The organism is Phenylobacterium sp. (assembly GCF_030646615.1).
GTDB lineage: Bacteria > Pseudomonadota > Alphaproteobacteria > Caulobacterales > Caulobacteraceae > Phenylobacterium.
In genome coordinates, this window is the sequence record NZ_JAUSLG010000018.1 from 20,148 (window position 1) to 41,483 (window position 21,336).

19 protein-coding genes are annotated in these 21,336 nt (G+C 68.6%); 5 read left to right on the forward strand and 14 right to left on the reverse strand.

All coding sequences use genetic code 11. The features are described 5' to 3' along the window. Window positions 1-46 precede the first annotated feature (46 nt). The gene (locus Q7S93_RS03080; RefSeq protein ID WP_304712110.1) at window positions 47-1,225 is read right to left on the reverse strand and encodes a deoxyguanosinetriphosphate triphosphohydrolase; all 1,179 of its coding nucleotides are present in this window, start codon (window positions 1,223-1,225) and stop codon (window positions 47-49) included. A gap of 82 nt (window positions 1,226-1,307) precedes the next feature. Between Q7S93_RS03080 and erpA the strand changes: the two genes are divergently transcribed. The 4 genes from erpA (at window position 1,308) to Q7S93_RS03100 (ending at window position 3,995) form a co-directional block, all read left to right on the forward strand. Further along, entirely contained in the window at window positions 1,308-1,640 is a 333-nt protein-coding gene (gene erpA / locus Q7S93_RS03085) for an iron-sulfur cluster insertion protein ErpA (protein WP_300573711.1), read from the forward strand. A gap of 76 nt (window positions 1,641-1,716) precedes the next feature. Then, window positions 1,717-2,496, forward strand: a complete 780-nt coding sequence (xth, locus tag Q7S93_RS03090) for an exodeoxyribonuclease III (RefSeq protein ID WP_304712111.1) — start codon at window positions 1,717-1,719, stop codon at window positions 2,494-2,496. Window positions 2,497-2,536: 40 nt separating this feature from the next. After that, window positions 2,537-3,253: a hypothetical protein gene (locus Q7S93_RS03095; protein WP_304712112.1), complete on the forward strand. Its 717-nt coding sequence runs from the start codon at window positions 2,537-2,539 to the stop codon at window positions 3,251-3,253. Between the two features lie 49 nt (window positions 3,254-3,302). After that, a complete protein-coding gene (locus tag Q7S93_RS03100) occupies window positions 3,303-3,995 on the forward strand; it encodes an NnrU family protein (RefSeq protein WP_304712113.1) in 693 nt (230 codons plus the stop codon). Here Q7S93_RS03100 and Q7S93_RS03105 read toward each other — a convergent pair. The 8 genes from Q7S93_RS03105 to Q7S93_RS03140 all read right to left on the reverse strand — a co-directional run bounded on the left by Q7S93_RS03105 (window position 3,965) and on the right by Q7S93_RS03140 (window position 13,929). Then, window positions 3,965-4,693, reverse strand: a complete 729-nt coding sequence (locus Q7S93_RS03105) for an aspartate/glutamate racemase family protein (RefSeq protein WP_304712132.1) — start codon at window positions 4,691-4,693, stop codon at window positions 3,965-3,967. The genes Q7S93_RS03100 and Q7S93_RS03105 overlap by 31 nt on opposite strands. A 90-nt stretch (window positions 4,694-4,783) precedes the next feature. Beyond that, window positions 4,784-6,055: an aminotransferase class V-fold PLP-dependent enzyme gene (locus tag Q7S93_RS03110; protein WP_304712114.1), complete on the reverse strand. Its 1,272-nt coding sequence runs from the start codon at window positions 6,053-6,055 to the stop codon at window positions 4,784-4,786. Window positions 6,056-6,067: 12 nt separating this feature from the next. Further along, window positions 6,068-8,461: a TonB-dependent receptor plug domain-containing protein gene (locus Q7S93_RS03115; protein WP_304712115.1), complete on the reverse strand. Its 2,394-nt coding sequence runs from the start codon at window positions 8,459-8,461 to the stop codon at window positions 6,068-6,070. Window positions 8,462-8,595: 134 nt separating this feature from the next. Continuing rightward, on the reverse strand, window positions 8,596-9,072 hold the full coding sequence (locus tag Q7S93_RS03120) for a glutathione peroxidase (RefSeq protein ID WP_304712116.1): 477 nt from the start codon (window positions 9,070-9,072) through the stop codon (window positions 8,596-8,598). 57 nt (window positions 9,073-9,129) lie between these two features. Next, on the reverse strand, window positions 9,130-10,368 hold the full coding sequence (locus Q7S93_RS03125; RefSeq protein WP_304712117.1) for a PepSY-associated TM helix domain-containing protein: 1,239 nt from the start codon (window positions 10,366-10,368) through the stop codon (window positions 9,130-9,132). Next, entirely contained in the window at window positions 10,362-12,458 is a 2,097-nt protein-coding gene (locus Q7S93_RS03130) for a TonB-dependent siderophore receptor (protein ID WP_304712118.1), read from the reverse strand. Before Q7S93_RS03130 ends, Q7S93_RS03125 begins: the two co-directional genes overlap by 7 nt. A gap of 118 nt (window positions 12,459-12,576) precedes the next feature. Beyond that, a complete protein-coding gene (locus Q7S93_RS03135) occupies window positions 12,577-13,497 on the reverse strand; it encodes a Gfo/Idh/MocA family protein (protein WP_304712119.1) in 921 nt (306 codons plus the stop codon). Between the two features lie 90 nt (window positions 13,498-13,587). Continuing rightward, a complete protein-coding gene (locus tag Q7S93_RS03140; RefSeq protein WP_304712120.1) occupies window positions 13,588-13,929 on the reverse strand; it encodes a lipoprotein in 342 nt (113 codons plus the stop codon). Between the two features lie 135 nt (window positions 13,930-14,064). Between Q7S93_RS03140 and Q7S93_RS03145 the strand changes: the two genes are divergently transcribed. Next, a complete protein-coding gene (locus Q7S93_RS03145) occupies window positions 14,065-14,967 on the forward strand; it encodes a cobalamin biosynthesis protein CbiG (RefSeq protein WP_304712121.1) in 903 nt (300 codons plus the stop codon). 4 nt (window positions 14,968-14,971) lie between these two features. Here Q7S93_RS03145 and Q7S93_RS03150 read toward each other — a convergent pair whose 3' ends face one another. The 5 genes from Q7S93_RS03150 to rpiA form a co-directional block, all read right to left on the reverse strand. Then, the gene (locus Q7S93_RS03150; protein WP_304712122.1) at window positions 14,972-16,348 is read right to left on the reverse strand and encodes an MATE family efflux transporter; all 1,377 of its coding nucleotides are present in this window, start codon (window positions 16,346-16,348) and stop codon (window positions 14,972-14,974) included. A gap of 125 nt (window positions 16,349-16,473) precedes the next feature. After that, window positions 16,474-17,853 (reverse strand): class II 3-deoxy-7-phosphoheptulonate synthase, encoded by a 1,380-nt coding sequence (locus Q7S93_RS03155; RefSeq protein WP_304712123.1) that lies wholly within the window; start codon window positions 17,851-17,853, stop codon window positions 16,474-16,476. A 76-nt stretch (window positions 17,854-17,929) separates the two neighbouring features. After that, window positions 17,930-19,177: an O-antigen ligase family protein gene (locus tag Q7S93_RS03160; protein WP_304712124.1), complete on the reverse strand. Its 1,248-nt coding sequence runs from the start codon at window positions 19,175-19,177 to the stop codon at window positions 17,930-17,932. Continuing rightward, a complete protein-coding gene (gor, locus tag Q7S93_RS03165; RefSeq protein ID WP_304712125.1) occupies window positions 19,174-20,556 on the reverse strand; it encodes a glutathione-disulfide reductase in 1,383 nt (460 codons plus the stop codon). Before gor ends, Q7S93_RS03160 begins: the two co-directional genes overlap by 4 nt. 14 nt (window positions 20,557-20,570) lie before the next feature. Next, window positions 20,571-21,254 carry a ribose-5-phosphate isomerase RpiA gene (gene rpiA, locus Q7S93_RS03170; RefSeq protein WP_304712126.1) on the reverse strand — a complete coding sequence of 228 codons (684 nt, stop codon included), beginning with the start codon at window positions 21,252-21,254 and terminating at the stop codon, window positions 20,571-20,573. Window positions 21,255-21,336 lie beyond the last annotated feature (82 nt).

Consider the following 21,336-nt stretch of genomic DNA (forward strand, 5'->3'; position numbering starts at 1 on the left):
CGGCAAGTCTATCGGAGGCGCGCGGCCGATGGGCCAGTTCTGCGCGCTAATTCCAGACGTCGAGGTGGAAAAGTCGGCGATGCTCTTCGATGGCGTAACGGTCGGTCATCCCGGCGATGTAGTCGCACACCACCCGCGCCCGGCCGGCCTCGTCGCGGTCCTTGGACCGGGCGAACCATTCGGTGGGCAGCACGTCCGGCTCCTGCATGAAGAGGCTGAACATCTCGGCCAGAATGCGGCGGGCCTGGCTGCGGGTGCGGTTGACCCGCCAGTGGCGATACATCCGCTCCATCAGAAAGGCTCGCAGCTGCGACAGGTCCTCCACCATGTCCGGCGAAAAGGCCACCAGGGCGCCGCCCATCATCCGCACATCCTCCGGCGAGGCCAGGCCATGGCGCTCGGCCCGGCGGCGGGTCTCGGCCAGGACGTCGCCGACCATGGCCCCGATCATCCGCCGCACGGCCTCCAGGCGGGTGATGCCGGGGTCCAGGTCGGGATAGTCGACGAAGACCTGATGCAGGATCGGCCCGATCAGGGGCACGTCCAGCAGCTCCTTCAGGTGGAACAGGCCCGCCTGCACCCCGTCGTCCACATCGTGGTTGTTGTAGGCGATGTCGTCGGCCAGCGCCGCCACCTGGGCCTCGGCCGAGGCCCAGGTCGAGAGGCGCAGATCGTACTGGCCGTCGAAGTCCGCGATGGCGCTCCAGGAGGGACGATCCAGCTTGGAGGCCACCGGGCCGTTGTGCTTGATCACCCCTTCCAGGGTCTCCCAGGTCAGGTTCAGGCCCTCGAACAGCGGATAGCGCCGCTCCAGCTTGGTCACCACACGGAAGGTCTGGACGTTGTGGTCGAAGCCCCCATAGGCCTGGGTGAGCACCTGCAGCTCGTCCTCGCCCGCGTGGCCAAAGGGCGGATGGCCCAGGTCGTGGGCCAGGGCGATGGTCTCGGCCAGGTCCGCGTCCAGCCCCAGGGCGGCGGCCAGGGACCGGGCGATCTGGGCGACTTCGAGGGAGTGGGTCAGGCGGGTGCGGAAGTGGTCGCCCTCATGGGCCACGAAGACCTGGGTCTTCTCCTTCAGCCGCCGGAAGGCGGTGCAGTGGATGATGCGGTCGCGGTCCCGGGCGAAGGGCGTGCGGGTGGCGCTTTCGGCCTCCTCGAACTTGCGGCCCCGAGAGGCGGCGGGGTCCTCGGCATAGGCGACACGGTAGGGTAAGGAAGCGGCCATCAATGCCTTCTTTGGACGGGCCTCTTGGTCGAAGCCACTGGAGCCCTCATATAGGTCAAGTCACGTGTTGAATTAACAGGTCATGACCACAGTCGATCTCACCCTCTCCGCCGCGGCCGCCGAACGGCTCAAGGCGATCAGCCAGACCGAAGGCAAGCCGATCATGCTGCGCGTCGCGGTCGAGGGCGGCGGCTGCTCTGGTTTCCAATATCAGCTCGACCTGGTGGACGCCGCCGAGCCGGACGATCTGCGCATCGAACGCGATGGCGCCGCGGCCCTGGTCGACGAGATGTCGCTGATCATGCTCAAGGGCTCGGAGATCGACTTCGTCGACGAACTGGTGGGCGCGGAGTTCAAGATCCGCAACCCCAACGCCAAGTCCAGCTGCGGCTGCGGCGTCAGCTTCTCGATCTGAAATCCGCCGCCAATTCCGTTGAGCCGGAGCGGTCGCGCCTTTAGCTTCGCGCTTCGCCCGACCTCTGGAGACCGCGATGCGCCTGGCCACCTGGAACGTGAACTCCGTCAATGCGCGGATCGAGACGGTGGTCCGCTGGTTCGAAGAGGCCCAGCCCGACGTCGCCTGCCTGCAGGAGATCAAGTGCGTCGACGAGAAGTTCCCCGCCGAAGCCTTTGAACGCCTTGGCTATAATGTCGAGGTCCTCGGCCAGAAGACCTATAATGGCGTCGCCCTCCTCTCCAAGACCCCGCTGGAGGACGTGCGGCGCGGCCTGCCCGGCGACGAGAGCGATGAGCAGGCGCGCTATATCGAGGCCGTTGTGTCCGGCCCCAGGCCCGTGCGTGTGGCCTCGATCTATCTGCCCAACGGCAATCCGGTGACCACGGAGAAGTACGACTACAAGCTCGACTGGATGGGCCGGCTGCACCGTCACGCCCAGGATCTGCTGGCCCTGGAGGAGCCCCTGGCCCTGATGGGCGACTACAATGTCATCCCCGAGCCCCGCGACGCCGAGCACCCGGAGCGGTGGACCGACGACGCCCTCTTCCAGCCCCGCACCCGGGAAGCCTTCCGGGCGATGAAGTGGCTAGGCCTGGCCGACGCCTATCTGCAGGCCGACGGGGCGCCCGGCGCCTACACCTTCTGGGACTATCAGGCCGGCGCCTGGCAGCGGAATCACGGCATCCGCATCGACCATGCCCTGCTCTCGCCCCAGGCCGCCGACCTGCTTCGGGCCTGCGACATCCATCGCGACGTGCGGGGTTGGGAAAAGCCGTCGGACCACGTGCCCCTGGTCATCGAGCTCGACCTCTAAGCGGCTTCTCGGCTGCGGCGAACGGGGTTAGATTTTTCCCATGGACGAGACGGCGCGCCTCCTTCTGTGGCTGGCCCTGGCGGGCACGGCGGTGACCTTCGCCGGCAGCGCCGCCATATGGTTCATGGACGAGGAGCGGCGCATTCGCCGGGCCTTTCGTCACGTCCTCAAACTTCCCGCCGACGCGGTGATCGTCGCCAATGGTCGAGGCGTCGGCTTCAACTTCGCCCGCAACCTCGCCGCCGTGGCCTGGGACCAGGGCGCCTGGTGCCTGGTCTATCGAATCGATGAGCTGGTCGGCGCGGAGCTGATCGTCGATGGCGAGGTTCGCGCCCGCGCCTATCGCGGCGAGGCCCGTCGCGCCCTGGAGCGGACGACGCCGGGCGGCGGCCAGATCACCCTGAGACTGGTCTTTGACGACGCCCGCTATCCCGATTTCGAAATCGCCATGTGGTCGCCGGGTGATGAGGCCCGCCGCAAGGCGCCATCGCCGGCCGAAGCCATCCAGGAGGCCAACCGCTGGATCGCCCGGGTCGAGGCCATCCTGCGTCGGGCCGCCCCGCCCCGGCCCCCCGCCCCGCCGCCCCAGGTTCAAACCCAGCCCCAACGGGTCGCGCCAGCCCCCCAAGACGCACCGCCCTGGGACGAAGAGGCCGAGCCGTCCCCGCGCCCGGCTGCGGCCGCGCGGCGCGAGCCGCCGCGGGAGCCCCGCACCCGCGACCTGTTTGAGGGCGACGAGGACGAAGCCTTTACTTGACGCTGTAAATCCATCGGCGGATGCTCAGCGCCGAATTTGAGAGCGCCAGATGATCCAGCTGACCGCCGCCGCCGCCTTCTTCGTCATGATCCATCTGCTGATCTCCGGAACCAGCGTCCGTGACGGCGTCGTCCGCAGGATCGGCGAAGGCCCCTATATGGGCCTGTTCTCGCTGCTCTCCATCGCCGGCCTGACCTGGATGATCCTCGCCTATGGCCAGGCCCGCGGCGAGGTCTGGAACACCGTCTACTGGGGGGTCGGGCCGGCCACGCGCCACACTCAGATCCTGCTGCAGCTTATCGCCGTCGTCTTCATCGTCATCGGCCTGACCACGCCCAATCCCACCAGCGTCAAGCAGGAGGGCGTCCTGGACCGGGATGACGCGGTGAAAGGCATGCTGCGGATCACCCGGCACCCCTTCCTCTGGGGGGTCGCCATCTGGGCGAGCGGTCATCTGATCGTCAACGGCGACCGCGCCAGCATGACCCTGTTCGGCACCCTGCTGGTGCTGGCCCTGGCCGGCACCACCAGCATCGACTCCAAGCGTCGCCGGGCCCTGGGACCCAAGTGGGACGCCTTCGCCCAACAGACCTCGAACATTCCCTTCGCCGCCATCCTGGCCCAGCGCCAGTCCCTGAACCTGGGCGAGATCGGCCTGTGGCGGCCCCTGGCGGCGCTGGCCGTCTACGCCGGCTTGCTGCTCGGCCACCCCTATCTGTTCGGAGTCGCCGCCCTGCCTTGAGGCGATTGGTCCGCCAGGGCGAAGGCCAGAGCCGCATTCACATGGGCCAGGGCCGAATCCACCACTGGCAGACCCACCGCATCGGCCTCCAGCAGCAGGCCAAGTTCCGTGCAACCGAAGATCACGCTGTCGGCGCCCTCGGCCCGGCCACGCTCGATGATCGCCATAACCGCGGTGCGGGAGCCGACATCGATCACCCCCTGGCACAGCTCGTCATAGATGATGGCGTGCAGCCGCTCCCGCGCCCCCTCGCCCGGGATCATGGGCTCGAGGCCGTAGTGCTCCAGGCGGTCGCGGTAGAAGGTCTCCTCCATGGTGAAGCGGGTGGCCAGCAGCAGGGGGCGCTTCACCTCAAGGGCTGTCAGAGCCTGGGCCGTGGCGTCGCCGATATGGATGAGGGGCACGGAGATGGCCGCGGCGACCTCGTCGGCCTCCAGATGCATGGTGTTGGCGCAGATCAGCACCGCCTCGGCGCCCGCCCGCTCCAGCACATGGGCGGCCTGGGCCAGCTGCGCGCCGGCCCTGGCCCAGTCGCCGGCCGCCTGCAGCTGGGCGATCGGGGCGAAATCCACCGACCACAGCAGCAGCTCGGCCGAGTGCAGGCCGCCGAGGCGCGCGCGAACCCCCTGGTTGAGCAGCTGATAATAGGTGGTCGTGCTTTCGGCGCTCATGCCGCCGATCAGGCCCAGACGCCGCATACTCACGAAAAGCCCCTCAAGCCCAGCCTGGCGAAGGCCCCTCCCTAGCCCCTCGCAAGGGGAGTCGCCAAGGGCGAGCGCCTCGCCCCGTCAGGCCCGGCCGAGGGTTTGCAGCGCCTGGACAAGCCGTTCGACCTCGGCCTGACGGGTGAACAGGCTGACCGTCGCCCGCACGCAGGAGCCGCTGGCCAGGCCGTGCCGGGCGACAGTGAAGACGCCGAAACGCTCCAGCAGGAGCCTGGCCAGCTCATTGTTCTGGGCCGGCGTCGTCTGTCCCCGCAGGCGGAAAGCGCCCAGGGCCGAGCCCAGCCGGTCATCCTCCGGCGTCAGGACCTGCAAGCCCTGAACACCGCGCAGGGGCTCGGTCCAGAGGCGACGCAGATGGGTCAGCCGCGCGGCCTTGGCCGGCGCGCCAATGGCCTCATGGAAGTCGAGCGCATCCTCCATGGCCAGATAGGCGGCCATGTTCGAGGTGCCGGTGTGGACCCGCAGGCGGACGTCTTCGGGATGGTGATCGTCGATCCCCATGAAGGGGTCGATGTCGGGGATGCGGGGCTTGGCGATGTAGAGCACGCCCACGCCGATGGGCGCGCCGATCCACTTGTGGCCGTTCAGGCCGACGAAATCGGCGCCTAGTTCCGGCAGTTTCGTCGCCACCTGCCCCCAGGCATGGGCGGAATCCAGGATCACATCGACCCCGCGCGCCCGCGCCAGGGCGGTGATCTGCGCCACCGGCAGTTGCAGGCCGTTGCGATGGCTGACCTGGGTCAGCAGCATCAGCCGCAGCTTGGGGTTGGCGTCCAGGGCCGCGGCATAGGCGTCGATCAGGCCCTGGCGGGTGGCGGGTTCGGGCAGGTTGATGCGAACCAGCTCGGCGCCCCGGCGATCCCGCAGCCAGGCCATGGCGCTCTGCATGGAGTCATAGTCGAGGTCGGCGATCAGCACCTGGTCGCCGGGCTTCAGCCGGTTGTAGCCGCCGATCAGGGCCTGCAGGGCCTCGGTGGCGCCGCGGGTGAAGGCGATCTCCTCCGGCTCCACCCCCAGATTGGCGGCCACCCGGGCGCGGATCCTGGCCAGGTCGCCGCCATACTCCCGGCGCGAATAGTAGGAGTTGCGGCGATTGACCATCGCCTGGTGGCGCTCATAGGCCGCCAGGACCGGGCGGGCCATGATCCCCCAGTTGCCGTTCTCCAGCTGGATCACGTCGGAGGCGACGTCGTACTGGGCGGCGATCCCCGCCCAGTACGTCTCGTCGGCGGCCATGACGATCCCCCCCGCGGGGACGGGGCCGGCCAGGGCCTTTGAGCCTGCGCCCAGGGCGAGGCCCGCGGCGACCACGCCCCGGCGGGTGAGTTTCGTCATGGCCGGGCGCCCTTAGAAGCTGGTGTCGAGGCGCAGGTAGTACATCGCCCCATTGGTGTCGTAGGGCGAGTTCCGCGAGTAGACGAGCCCGCGGCTGGCCTGGAACACCGCCTCGTCGGGATAGGAGTCCAGCACGTTCTCGGCCCCGATCCGGATGGTGACGAACTCCGACGGGGCGTAGCTCAGCGCCAGGTCGAAGAAGGTCATCGCCCCGAAGTCCTGGAAGATGTCACCGGTGGCGTTGCCGGTGGAGTCCGTCCAGGAGCCGTAGTAGCGCATGCGCCCCAGGACCTCGAACGGCCCAACGCCATAGGTGGCCGAGGCGGTCGCATTGTGCTGCGGCCGGGACTCCTCGAACAGGCGCTGCTGGGTCGGATTGGCGGCGATGGAGCCGGCCGTGACCTCGGTCTGGTTGTAGTTATAGGCGCCCGTCAGGTTGAGCCGGCCCGGCCCCAGGTCGCGGTCATAGGCGCCCACCACATCGACGCCGCGGGTGCGGGTGTCGAAGTCGTTGGCGAACCAGCTGATGCGGGTGAAGGCCGAGGCGCCGGGTACGCCGGCCGCCACCAGCTGGGCGCGGATGGCCGGGGTCACGGTGACAGCGGCCGAAGACGAGAAGCGGTCGCTGACATCGATCTGATAGGCGTCGATGGAGCCGGAGAAACCCAGGTCGGTGCGCCAGGTCAGGCCCGCGGTGAGGGTCTCGGAGGTTTCCGGCTCCAGAGGCTCGGCGCCCAGGAACGCCGCCACCGGATTGGTCGGCGACAGGCGGCCCGAGGTGAAGAGCTGCAGGGTCACCGTGTCCAATCCTTGCGAGGTGCTGGTGGAGTTCAGCTGGCCCGGCGTGGGGGCGCGGAAGCCGCTCGACCAGGCGCCGCGCAGCGCCAGATTGTCGGTCAGGGCGTAGCGGCTGGCGATCTTGCCGTTCACCGTGTCGCCGAACTCCGAGAAGTCCTCATAGCGGAGCGCGCCGCCCAGGCTCCAGGCTTCCGTCAGCTGGGCCTCGACATCCACATAGGCGGCGTAGCTTTCCTGCTCCCATTCGCCCGCCTGGATGTCGCTGAAGCCCGGGAAGCCGTTGGAGGCCGGCGCCAGGCCAAAGGCCGCGCCGGGGCCGACCGCATAGGACTCAGGGTCGCCCGGGCGGATCGCATAGATCTCAACGCGGCGCTCGGCGCCGAAGGCGAGGTTCAGCGGCGCGGCCAGGGCGCCGATATCCATGCGGTAGACCGCATCGGCGTTCAGGTTGAACTCCGACTGCACCAGCCGGCCCAGATCGAAATCGGTCGGGCTGTTGGGGCCGAGCGACGCGTTGACGGTGTTGTTGAGGGAGAAGGCCGTGTCGTTGCGCCCATAGGCGGCGCTCAGATCCCAGGTGAAGTCCCCCGTCACGTCCCGGAAGCCGGCCAGGGTCTGATAGTCCTGGGACTCGACGCCCTCGATGGGGGTGAAGCCGGCGGGATAGATGCTGCGAAGGTCAAAGCCCGGGAAGGCCGCAGTGACGCCATAGATGCCGGGATTGGCCGCGGGGTTGCGCCAGTTGATGTCGTTGACGCCCTCGGTCTCGGTATAGGTGACAAAGCCATAGAACTCGCCGGCCGCGCCGGTGTCGACCACCGTATTGAGGCCGAGCGCACGGGTCTCCAGGTCGGGATTGCCCCAGCGTTGCACCGGGTCGGGGACCTCCAGAGTCGGGTTGGCCGCCTGGAAATCGATGGCGTCCTGCCGCTGGCGGGAGCGCGAGGTGGCCTCGGCGTCCGACCATTCGGCGGTCAGGTTGAAGTTGGCCGAACCGATCTCGACGCCGGCCTGCACGCCGGCGCGATAGGTCACGCCGTCGCCTTCGGCGAATTGCCCAGCCTGGGCGAAGCCGCGCACGCCCGGCTGGTCATTGAGGATGATGTTGATGACCCCGGCGATGGCGTCGGAGCCATATTGGGCCGAAGCGCCGTCCCGCAGCACCTCGATCCGCTTCACCGCATAGGAGGGGATCTGGGCCAGGTCAGCCCCTTGCGCGCCCCGCGATCCCAGGAAGGCCGAGCGGTGGAAACGCTTTCCGTTCACCAGGACCAGGGTCTGGTCAGGCGACAGGCTGCGCAGGGTGGCGGGACGCACGAACTGCAGACCATCGGAGGTCGGCAGGCGCTGCACGATGAAGGAGGGAATCTGCTGCGCCAGGTTCTCGCCGAGCTGGGCGGTGGCCGAGGCCTGGATCATCTCTTCAGACAGGACATCGACGGGGGCGAGGGTCTCGAACTGGGTTCGACCCAGCTCCCGTGTCCCGGTGACGATGACTTCATCCACCGTGGAGGCGTCGTCCGCGGCGGCCTGCCCCGTCAGGGGGCCCATGGCCAGAGTGAAAGCCGCCGTCGCCAAAAGACCGCGCTTGAGACCGTTCCGATACATCTTCTATCCCCGATTCGTGGTCGAGCTCTCTCGACCGGGCCGCTCTGAACCGGGGGGATGACAAGCCCGCGACGGGGCGATGAAGTTTTGGGGAGTCGGGGTAACGGGGACAGGCGAACCTGTCCCCGACGTGTCTAGAGGGCGGCTTCGACGGCGCCGACAACCTCTGGATCCATGGGTTCGGTGCGCGGACCGAAGGCGCGGATCAGCCGGCCATCCTTGCCCACCAGAATCTTGTGGAAGTTCCAGGCCGGGTCGGCGGATTCGCCGAGTTCGGCCTTGGCCCATTGATAGAAGGGATGGGCCGTTTCGCCCTTCACGTCGGTCTTGGCCGTCAGGGGGAAGTCGACGCCGAAGGTGGTCGCGCAAAACTCCGCGATCTCGGACTCAGTCCCGGGCTCCTGTCCGGCGAACTGGTTGGAGGGGACCCCGAGCACCACCAGACCCTTGTCGCGATAGTCGCCATAGAGCTTTTCAAGCCCCTCATACTGCGGCGTCAGTCCGCACTTCGAGGCGGTGTTGACCACCAGGACGACCTTGTCCTTGAAGGTGGTCAGCGGCAGCTCGCCCCCGTCGATGGCTTGGAAGGCGAAGTCATAGGCGTCGGCCATGGGGCGCTCCTGATGGACAGGACCCCAGCCTAGGCGAGGTCGGCGGTCATCGAAAGCTCAGGCCTGCAGGAAGACCGACGGGATCAACAGAAAGCCGATGATCACCAGGATCAGGGCGGGCCACCGCCAGACCCCCATGCCGGCCCAGCTCACCGCCAGGGCCGGTCCCCAGCGCCGCTCCCGCCGTTCGGCCCGGATCAGGCGCAGGGCGTAGATGGCCACCCCTGACACCGACAGTCCGGTGAGCGCCAGGCCGAAAAGGAACCAGATGATCCTGGTGGTCAGCCCGCCCCAGGTTCCGAAGTGCAGCGGGTCAGCCGCTTCCGACAGTCGCTGGTGCAGGTTCAGATCCCGCGCGTCGGTGGTCAGGAGAACCTCGCCGGTGTCGGCCTCGGCCCACACGGCGTTGGCCCTGGCGCGCACCAGGATCGCCTTGTCCTGCCCCTGCAGGACGAAAGCGCCGGACTTGGCGGTGGGAAACAGGATCCGTTCGATCCTCAGTTCGGGATTGGCGATCTGTGCGGCGGTCAGGGTTTGCGGCAGGCGCCTGGCCAGTCCGGCCATGTCCTGGCCGCTCGCCTCGACCTCGGCCGAGGGCAGGTTCGGCGCGCGGAACGCCGTCTGTTCCGCCAGATACCAGAGCGCAGTGAGGATCATCAGCACGACGAACCACAGGCTCCACAGGCCCGCCAGCCGATGAAAGTCGCCCAGGGCGGTGCGCAGATCATTGAGCCGGATGGGCTTCAGAAAGCCCCGCCACCACTTCTTGTAGACGACAAAGGACGTGACGAGGCTGATCGCCAGCAGGAAGGACAAGGACGATACGATCGGCACGCCGATGGCCACCGGCATCATCAGATGCCGATGCATGTTGCGCAGGATGCGCTGGGCGCTGACCCAATGACCTTCGCCCTGAAACGCCCCTGTCGTCGGGTGGGCGTAGACGAAGGAGAGGCCCCCGTCGGGGGCCTCCAGGATCGCGGTGGCGGCGAACCACGGATCTGTCGGGCCTTCCAGGCTGATGACCCGCCCCTCTCCCGCCTGCGCCGCCGCCGTGCGCGCCACCGCAGCCCAGTTGACCTCAGTCGAGACGGTGGCCGGATCGACCCGCATGGCGGGACGCAGCAGCCAGTCGATTTCGGAGCTCAGGGTCGCCAGGGTTCCGGTGAGCAGGATGAAGCTCAGCAGGATGGAGAACTTCAGCCCGGCCCACTGGTGGACCTCCCACCAGACCCTGGAGACCTTTTTCCGGGGGCGCGGCCTCGCGAGAGGCCTGCCTTCGTCGACGGCTACCACGCCCGGGACAGCTCGAGGAAGACCGACCGCGGGGCGCCGGGGAAGTGGCCGGTGCGGTCCGTGAAGCCCGACGCCGCATAGACCTCGTCGGTCAGGTTGTCAATCCGCAGCAGGGTCCGCCAGGGGCCGCGCGTATAGATGATCGAGGCGTCGAAGACGAGATAGGGCCGCACCTTCTGGTCCGAGAGCGAGCGCCGCACGTCCACATAGTCGCCGCCCAGGGCGACGGCGAGACCGAGGTCCGGGAACTGGTAGCGAGTCCAGAAGCCGACCGTGTGCTCCGGGGCGTTGGCGAAGCGGTCGCCAACGCTGTTGGTCACGGCGGTGCGCCCGTTGTCGGCCGTGATGCGGGTGTCGTTATAGGCATAGGAGGTCGTCACGACCCAGTTGGGCGTGACATCGGCGGCGACATCGATCTCGAGGCCCTTGCTGGTGATCTCGCCGAAGGCCACGAGGTCGTTCACCCCGTCACCCCCGACATCGCCCCGGGGGTCGGCCTGCAGGATGTTGGTCCTGGTGATGTGATAGACCGCCGCGCCGCCTTGCACGCGGCCGCCCATGAGCTCCGTCTTCAGGCCCCCCTCGAACATCTCGCCCTCGGTGGGGTCGAAGGGGCCGCCGGCCAACGGCGTCTGGTTGGCGGAGCCCTGTGGCTCGAAACTCTGCGCCCATTGGCCATAGACCGAGACGTCAGGCCGGACCCGATAGACCAGGCCCGTACGCCAGGTCAGGGCCTCATCCTCGAAGCCCGCGGCGCCGGAGACATCTTCGAAGCTGTCATAGCGGGCGCCCACTGTCCCGATGAGGTTTCCGACCGTCGCCTCATAGAGCAGGTAGCCCCCTGCCCGATCTGACTCGGTCAGCGAGACGGTGTAGGCCGGCAGCGCGTAATTGCTGACCGGCGTAACGTCATAGACGGGATTGAACAGGCTGAGCGGCGTCGGGGCGGTGGCGCTCGTCACAAAGGTCCCATTGACGCCGCGGCTCTGGAACTCAAGGTCGTTGGTGAACCAGTCGGCGCCGGCCAGCAGGCGGCTCTCCACCCCCGCCAGATCGAAGGTCCAGATCAGATTGGCGCCCGCCGACCAGTTGGACTGGTCCCGGACCTGATCTCGGTACTGCCGTCGCGACGTATCGAGCACCCCGTCGCCGTCGGTGTCGGCCAGGCCAAAGGGCTCATGGTATTTCTGGGTCTCCAGGCCCTCGGTGTAGCGGAGCGCGGCGTTGAGGGTCAGGGAGTCGCTGACCTGCGCCGCCCAGCTGGCCTGCACGACGCTGGCCTCGAGCCGCAGGAAGTCGTCCGGCTCGTTGTGGTTCCAGCGACGGTCGGTGAGGAAGACGCCCAGATTGTCGGTCGGCACGCCCCGCAGACGGTTCCCCGGCAGGTTCTGATCATAATAGGTGGCCTGCAGATTCAACTCACCCACCGGCAGGTCGAACTTCAACCCCCCATCCAGGATCAGGATTTCGGAGCGCGCGTTCACCCGCGGCGTATTCTGTTCCTCATAGAAGGCGCCCAGGCGCCCGGCGACGCCCTCCGCCGGCAAGGCGCCGTTAATCTCGGCCGACGCCCCGTAACGGGCCTCGGTCCCGACCACCGCGGACACCTTGGCCGAGAAGGGATCCTCGGCCTTCTTGGTCACATAGTTGAACAGCCCGCCCGGAGCGCCGGGGCCGTAGAGCATGCCGGCGGGGCCCTTCAGGAACTCCACCCGCTCGACATTGAACAGTTGCGGCACCGAAAAGCCGGCATAGGGGTCGCCGCGAAGGCCGTCGAAGAAGATCTCCTCCTGGCGAAAGCCGCGGGCGGTGACGCCGGCATAGGAAAAGAAGCTGACCCCGGAAATGCTGCGGTATAGGTCCTGGGCGTCGCGGGCGCCCTGGTCGGCGATGAGTTCGGCGTTGATGACCTGGACCGCCTGGCTGGACTCAAGCGGCGGCGTGGGCAGGCGACCGACCTGCGCCTCCTGGCTCCGGTAGAGCTGCTGGGCGCGCCCCGTCACCACAACCTCGCTCACCTCGGCGTCCTGCGCCTGAACGCCGGAAGCCAGAGCGGTCAGGGCCGCCGAAATCATCAGAGTGCGCCGCATAATATCCCCCGGGACGGCCACAATATGCGACCGCTTCGCAGTCGCATTGCTGCCTCAGTGATCAGGGGGCTGGCAAGTCAATTGTTGCGATTGCGTCGCATCTCGACGCCATCAGGGATCAGGCCGGCGAAAGCCCCTGCTCGACGGCCAGGGCCAGATCCAGAGCGCGGATCGCCTCATCGGCGGTCACTACGGGGCGCGGCGCCTCGCCGCGGACGGCGGCGAGGAAGGCCTCGATGCTGGCGCCCAGGGTGTCCTTGGCGGCCGGGGTCTCGGCGAAGTCCGGGTTCAGGGGGAAGCCGGTGGTGTTGCGGAATTCCCGGGTCAGGAAGTCGATCTCCAACTCCCCGGTGGGATAGACCAGCTTCATCGTCCGCCTGCGGGCCTCGGCCGCCCGGGAGACGTCGAAGATCGCCGTGAAGCCATCGTCGAAGGTGACCTCGCTGCGGGCGACATCCCAGGACTCGCTGTGCAGGATCGCGCCCTCGCCCTCGGCGGTGACCGGCGCGGCCTTGGAAAGCGCCAGCGCCAGGTCCAGGTCGTGGATCATCAGGTCCAGCACCACCGAGACGTCCAGGCTCCGCTCCGAGGGCGTGCCATGCCGCACGGCCTCCAGCCGCAGGGGCTGGGCGGGGATGTCGAACAGGCCCATCACCTGGAACAGGACCCGCTCCTGATGGCCGCAGGCGACAACCAGGTTGCGGCGGGCGGCCTCGGCGGCCAGGGCCTCGGCCTGGGCGACGTCTATGCCGATGGGCTTTTCCACATAGACGGACTTGCCGGCCTTGACCGCGGCCAGGGCCTGTTCGGTGTGCCAGGGCGCCGGCGAGGCCACCGTCACCACATCGACAGCGTCCAGAAAGGCGTCGAGATCGGTGAAGGCCCGGCCGCCCAGGGGCATGGCCAGGGCCGCCGCCCGCTCCGGATGGGGGTCGAGCACAGCGGCCAGGGCGACGCCGGGCAGGCGGGCATACTGCCGGGCGTGATAGGTCCCGAAAACGCCGGCGCCGATGACGCCGCCTCGCAGGGTCTCGCTCATATCAACTCCGGCCTTTGCATAGCCGGCCGCCTACCATGATCCGCAAGGCGGACGCTACAGCCCGGACGGCCCGCGCCGTCGCTCCAGACCTTAGCGGGCGCTGAGCTCGGTCAGCACCGGCATGGGCTCGGCGTCCTGATACTTGAACGCCACCCGCGAGCCGGGCTCCAGGGGCGCTTCGGCCAGGACGGTGGCGTAGGCGCGGAATTCGGTTCGACCGGCCGCCAGGCCGCCCTCGACCGCCTCATGATCGATCGCCGCCGTCCGGCCTTCCAGGGAGGACAGCACGCCGACCCCGCTCAGTTCCGGCCCCGTCGGGACGGCCTCGACCTCGGCGCCCGGGGCGGCGGCGGTGTTGGCGGTGTCGGACGACTGGCCGCAGGCGGCCAGGGCCAGGGTGGCGGCCAGGGCGGCGAACAGGACTGCTCTCATCGGGGAATCTCCGGAACCGAACGAAGGCGCACCATAGCCATCTTGTGTGTCTTGTGAACGACCGCGCCATTGGCCGGTCCCGGCGGAAGGTCTACAAGCAGGCAAGTCCCCCTCCCCATCCGTCGGAGCCATGCCGTGTCGCGCCTCTTCAGCGCCTACCTCATTGTCGACTGGAGCGCGGCGGCCAAGCCGGGCACGGGGACCGATTCCGTCTGGATCGGCGTGCTCAAGCGCGACGTGCGCTTCCGCATGTCGTTCGAGTCCCACAATCCGTCCACCCGCGGCGAGGCCGAGAAGCTGCTGGGGACGATCCTTGATGATCTGAAGAAGCGGGGCGAGCGCGCCCTGGTCGGCTTCGACTTTCCCTTGGGATTCCCCCGGGGGTTTGCGGCCGGCCTGAACCTGGCCGGCGATCCGCCTTGGCCGGCGGTCTGGACCCAGATCGACAAGATGGTCAAGGACAAGGCCGACAATACCAACAACCGCTTCGGCGTGGGCTCGGAGCTGAACCGGCGGCTGACCGGCGGCCCCTTCCCCTTCTGGGGCTGTCCGCCCAAGGACGCCCTGACCACCCTGCAGCCCAAGCGCACGCGGCCCCATGGTCCCGACGACCTGCCGGAGTTCCGCCATGCCGACGTGGCCGCCAAGGGCGCCGCCTCGATCTGGAAGCTCTATTACAACGGCTCGGTGGGCGGTCAGGCCCTGCTGGGCATTCCGGCGGTCAGGCGCCTGAAGGCGGCCCGCGGCGACGCGGTGCGCCTCTGGCCGTTCGAAACCGGCTTCAAGGCCCTGACCGCAGCCGACCTGGAAGGGGTCGAGGCGGTGGTGGCCGAGATCTATCCGTCCCTGCTGAACATCAAGGCCCCGCCCGGCGAGGTGAAGGACCTGGTGCAGGTGCGCGAGACGGCCGAGCATTTCGCCCGCCTGGACGAAGCCGGCAAGCTCGCCGAGCTGTTCGCCGCTCCGCCCGGGGTGGACGAGGCCGTGCTGGCTGACGCCGAGCGCGAAGAAGGCTGGATCCTCGGCGTCGGCCGCTGATCGCCTAGAGCGGCCGGAGTGACAACCGCCAGAACCGCCACCCCAGCAGGCCGGCTGAAATCAGGCTGGCGATGATTACGGCCCAGACGAGGCCGGTCACGCCCATGCCCATGGGCAGGGCCAGCCACCAGGCCAGCGGCATCATGATCAGGATATAGCTGGTCAGATGGGTGAAGGTGGGTAGCCAGACGTCCCCGCGCGCCCGTAGCGCCTGGGCGATCACCACCTGCAGGCCGTCGGCCAGCAGGAAAAGGCAGGATAGCGCCAGGGCCGCAGCGGCCACCGCGATCACCTGCGGATCGGTGGTGTAGGCCGCGGCGATCCAGGGCGCCGCCGGCCAGATCACGAGGGACACGACAACCCCGAAGACGGCGGTGACGCCAAAGCCGATCAGACCCGCGCGGACGACCCCGTCCCGCTCCCGGGCGCCATAGGCGCTGCTGACCAATACCGCCGTGGCGGCGGCCAGGCCGAGGGGAGCCATGAAGACCAGGGACACCACGTTCAGCACCACGGTCCAGGCGGCCAGGGCCAGCACGCCGATCCAGCCGGCCACGACGTTCAGCGAGGCGAAGGCCGCCACCTCGAAGAAGTTCGACGCGCCGGCGCCATAGCCGATCTTGCGCTGTTCGGCCTCGGCCAGGGGATCGCGGGCCGGCTTGGCGAACACGCCCAGGGCGCGGGCGTCACGCATCAGGGCGATATAGGCCAGCAGACCGATCATCAGGAAGGCGCGCGCCCCGAAGGTCGCCCAGGCCGCGCCCGTGGCGCCCAGGGCCGGCAATCCGAAGGCGCCGGGCACCAGCAGCAGCAGGAAGACCAGGTTGACGGCGTTGGCCGCCCACATCAGCAGCATGGCCGGAACCGGCCGCGACAGCCCCTCCAGCCAGAAGCTGGCGGCGCACGAGATCACATAGGTCGGCAGGGACAGGGCGAAGACGATCACCGGCCAGGCCGCGCCGGAGGCAAGAGTCTCGCTCAGCCCAATATTCGCCAGGCCCAAGGGGCCTAGTCCCGCAAGCGTGACCATGCTGGCCAGGCCAATCCACAGCCCATAGACGAGGCCGCGGCGCAGGACCGCGCCGCTTTCGTTGGGGCGCCCCTCCCCCACGGCGCGGGCGGTCATCACCTGGACGCCGGTGAGCAGGCCGATGGCCATGGTGAGAACGACCGAGGTCGGCGCCCAGGCCATGGCGTGGAAACCCAGATGCTCGGCGGAGTACCGACCGACCACGATGGCGTCCATCAGGCCCATGGTCATGATGCCCAGGCGGGCAAGCACCACCGGCCCCGACAGCTTCAGGAGCTGGGCGAGGTCGAGACGCACGGGGCTGAGGCGCGCCGCCACGGCGGGCGCAGGAGGGGCCGCAGGTCCGGCCATGGCTGTCACCAGATGTCAAAGAGGCGCGGAAGGTGGGCGTCGCGCCAGCCCCTGGCAAGGCCGGCGCGACCGCCGCCCGAAATACCGCTCAGGGGGTTGCCCCGGGGCCACAGCCCCGGAACGTCTCAGACCGCCGCGCGGCGGGCCATGTCCACCCGGTCTTCCTTGAGCTTTTCGGCCACCAGGAAGGCCAGTTCCAGAGCCTGCTCACCATTGAGGCGGGGATCGCAATGGGTGTGGTAGCGGTCGGCCAGGTCGCCCTCGGTCAGGGCTCGGGCCCCGCCCAGGCACTCGGTGACATTCTGGCCGGTCATCTCCAGGTGGACGCCGCCGGGGTGCACGCCCTCGGCCTTGGCGACCTCGACGAAGGACTTCACCTCCGACAGGATGCGGTCGAAGGGGCGCGTCTTGTAGCCATTGGCCGCGGTCAGCGTATTGCCGTGCATGGGATCGATGGCCCAGACCACATTGCGGCCGCCGGCCTTGGTGGCCTGCATCAGGCGCGGCAGGCGACCCTCGATCTTGTCGTGGCCGAACCGCCCATAGAGAGTCAGGCGGCCCGCCTCATTGGACGGGCTCAGCGCATCGATCAGCCGCAGCAGTTCGTCCGGCTCTACGGTCGGGCCGACCTTGACGCCGATGGGGTTCTTCACCCCGCGGCAGAACTCCACATGGGCGCCGTCCAGCTGGCGGGTCCGCTCGCCGATCCACAGCAGGTGGGCCGAGGTGTCGTACCAGTCGCCAGACGTGGAATCGACGCGGGTCATGGCCTCCTCGAAGCCCAGCAGCAGGGCCTCGTGGCAGGTGAAGAACTCCACCCGGTGCAGGTCGGGATGGCTGTCGGGCGTCACGCCGATGGCGGCCATGAAGGTCAGGGCTTCGCTGATCTTTTCCGACAGCTCACGATAGCGGGCGCCCTGCGGGCTGTCATTGACGAAGCCCAGGGTCCAGCGATGGATGTTGTAGAGATCGGCATAGCCGCCGCCGGCGAAGGCCCGCAGCAGGTTCAGGGTCGAGGAGGACTGGGCGTAGGCCTTCAGCAGGCGCTCCGGATCGGGCGCGCGCGCCTCGGGCGTGAACTCCATGCCGTTGATGTTGTCGCCGCGGTACGAGGGCAGCTCCACATCGCCGATCTTCTCCACCGGCGAGGAGCGCGGCTTGGCGAACTGGCCAGCCATCCGGCCCACCTTCACCACCGGCTTGCCGCCGGCGAAGGTCAGCACCACCGCCATCTGCAGGATCAGGCGGAAGGTGTCGCGGATATTGTCGGCGTGGAATTCCTTGAAGCTCTCGGCGCAGTCGCCCCCCTGCAGCAGGAAGGCGCGGCCCTCGGCCACATCGCCCAGCAGGGATTTCAGCCGCCGCGCCTCACCGGCGAACACCAGCGGCGGCATGCCGCGCAAGGTCTGCTCGACCTGTGTCACCGCCGCGGCGTCCGGATAGTCCTCCGGAATATGCTTGGCGGGCTTTGCGCGCCAGGAGGACGGCTTCCAGGTCTCGCTCATCGGTCTGCAACTCCGCATCGCCACAGTGGCGAGGCAAGGCGGGCCAGGGTCCCGCAAGGAATGAAAGACGCGCCTTCTACTCCGATATGGGGTGCGAGGTCGATGCTCTGCGCGCAGCCTGCGCCGTCGCGGCCTTCGCCGCCCGCACCGGCAGCCGCTGGGCGCCCGCGCAGGCGACCACGGCCAGGGCGCCCAGGGCCAGCCACCACTCCTGCCACACGCCGAAGCTGACGGCGGCGAAGGTCAGATAACTGACCGCAGCGGCCGCGCCGGCCGCTGCGCCGAGGTCGCCCTGCGGTCGTTCAAGCCGGTGGAAGATGGCGACCCAGAAGACGGTGGCGGCGGCGGCCCCGATCACCCCCAGCTCCAGCCAGATCTGCAGGGCGCCGTTATGGGGATGCAGGCGGATGCCGGGCCCGAACATGCGGCTGGCGTCCAGCCCCCACCCGCGCAGGGGCTTGTCGCCGATCCAGTCGACCGCATAGCTCCAATAGTCCATGCGCATGCTCCAGGAGAGGCTGACCATCTCGTGGATCTGGCCGTAGACGCCCTGGGCGCGGAGCCCCCAGACCACCAGGGGCGCGGTCAGGAAAAAGACCGCCGCAGCCACCGCCAGCCCCCGGGGGGCCCGCTTGGGCCAGCGGTAGACCGCGGCGCCCGCGGCGCTGGCGGCGGCCAGGGCGATGATCGGCGCATCGGCCGCCAGCCCCGCCGCGCCGGCCACGATCGCAGCGGCCATCAGCACGGCCAGTCGCCACCAGCCGAGCCGCACCGCCACCAGCGCGGCCGGCGCCCAGAGCACGGCCAGGACGAAGACGCCCTGGGCGACATTGCGGACGGCGAGGTCGGGGCGGATGGGGTCGCCGATCGCCTGACGGACCGCCTGATAGAGGGCTGCTCCCGTCACCGCCTCGACGATGATCAGGGTCGCCAGGGCCGAGATCGCCACCATCAGAATGACCATCGCCCGGCGCAGACCCTCGGGCGCAGCCCGGCGCACGGCGCTATAGGCCGCCCAATAGAGCAGCCCCTGGCAGACGAGCTTGACGGCGTTGGAGCTCCACAGGGGGTCAGGCCTGTAGGGGCTCCACAGGATCGACCCGCAGGCCCAGATCACCAGGACCAGCAGGGCCAGGGCCGCGGGGCGGTCGGCCTCGCTCACCTGGAAGGCTGGAAGGCACAGCAGGCCGACGATGCTGAGCAGGACGGCGAATCCCAGGGGGCCCAGCCAGCCCAGCAGGCCGGTCATCACCGCGGCGAAGGCCAGCACCCAGCCGCACCAACGGGCGAAGCCCGGTCCGCTGATCCAGCCAGGCGCCGTCACGCCACCGCGCCCAGATCCTGCGGCATGTATTTCTCGCGCATGGTCACCAGCTCTTCGGCCAGGGTGGGATGGACGGCGCAGGTGGAGTCCCACTGGGCCTTGGTGGCCCCCATCTTCAGGGCGATGGCGGCCATCTGGATAATTTCCGGCGCATCGGCGGCGACAACATGGCAGCCCAGGATCTTCTGGGTCTTCTCGTCCACCACCAGCTTGATCAGGGCGCGCTCGTCCCCGCCGGCGAAGGCGTGTTTCATGGCGCGGAAGCGCGAGAGATAGATGTCGACCTTGCCGTGGGCGTGCCGGGCCTCGGCCTCGGTCAGGCCCACCGAGCCTATCGCCGGCTGGGAGAAGACCGCCGAGGCGACCATCTCATGATCGAAGGTGGTCGGGTTGTCGTAGAACTCGGTCTGGGCGAAGGCCGCCCCTTCGCGGATCGCCACCGGGGTCAGGTTGATGCGGTCGGTGACGTCGCCCACCGCCCAGATGTTGTCCACATTGGTCCTGGAATAGTCATCGACGATCACCGCGCCGTCCTTCAGGGCGACCCCGGCGTTCTCCAGGCCGAGGCCTTCCACATAGGGCGCCCGGCCCAGGGCGAAGAGCACCTGATCGGACTCCAGCGTCGCGCCGCTGGACAGGCGGCTGACTAGCCCGGCCTCGGTCTTTTCGACGCCCTCGTGCTGGCAGCCCAGCAGGACGTCGATCCCCTTCTTCTCCAGCTCCTCGGCCAGATGGGCGCGCACATGGTCGTCAAAGCCGCGCAGGATGTTCGGCCCCCGATGCACCAGGGTCACATCCACGCCCAACCCTTTGAAGATGCAGGCGAATTCGACGGCGATATAACCCCCGCCGGCGATCACGATCCGCTTGGGCAGGTCCTCGAGCTGGAAGGCCTCATCAGAGGTCAGCACATGCTCGATCCCCGGCATGTCCTGGGGGACCCAGGGCCGGCCGCCGGTGGCGATCAGGATCTTGTCGGCGGTGACCGTCTTGTCCTTGCCCACCAGTTCGATCGTATGGGCGTCGATCAGTCTCGCCTTCGCGTGGGCCAGCTCGGCGCCGGCGTTCTGCAGGTTGGTGACATAGATCCCCGACAGGCGGGCGATTTCCTTGTCCTTTTCGGCCAGGAAGGTCGGCCAGTCGAAGCTGGTTTCGCCGACGGTCCAGCCATAGGCCTTGGCCAGCTTGAAGTGGCTGGCGAACTCCGAGGCATAGACCATGAACTTCTTGGGCACGCAGCCGCGGATCACGCAGGTGCCGCCGACGCGGTGCTCTTCGGCCACCGCGACGCGGGCGCCGCTGAGGGCGGCCAGGCGCGCGGCGCGCACCCCGCCCGAGCCGGCGCCGATGACGAACAGGTCGTAGTCGTATTGGGTCACGGAGGTGACACTCCTTACGGTTCGACGGTGACGACGCCATCGGGCGTCCCCACCAGGGCCATGTCGGCCAGGTCGAGGAACAGGCCGTGATCGACCACGCCGGTGACGCTCTTCAGCGCATCGGCCAGCGCCGCGGGATCCTCGATCCGTCCGCAGGCTGCGTCATAGATGAGGTTTCCCCCGTCGGTTCGCACCGGGGCGCCGTCCTTCATCCGAAGACGCGGGGCGACGCCCAGGTCGCACTCCAACAGGGCGTCGCAGATCCGCAGGGCCGTGGTCTCATGGGCGAAGGCCACCACCTCGACGGGCAGGGGAAACCTCCCCAACACCGGCACGCGCTTGGCGGCGTCGGCGATGACGACGCAGCGGCGCGAGGCCTCCCAGACCAGCTTTTCCCGCAGCAGGGCCGCGCCGCCGCCCTTGATCAGCGACAGGGCCGGGCCGATCTCGTCGGCGCCGTCGACGGTGAGATCGATGGATTTCACAGGGCCAAGCTCGGACAGCTTCATGCCCAGGCCCTGGGCCAGCTCGGCGGTGGCGACCGAGGTGGCGACACAGGTCACGTCGAGCTTGCGCGCCGCCAAGGCCTTGACGAACCAGGCCGCGGTCGAGCCGGTGCCCAGGCCCACGACCATGCCGGCCTCCACCAGGCCGGCGGCGGCCTCGCCGGCCGCCTTCTTCTGTGCGTCTGCGTCCATCTTGATCCCGGATTTCGCCGCAGGCCAGGCAAGCGGCTCATTTGTCTTCTTCTAGGCGCCTGCGGGCGGCAAGGCCACGGCC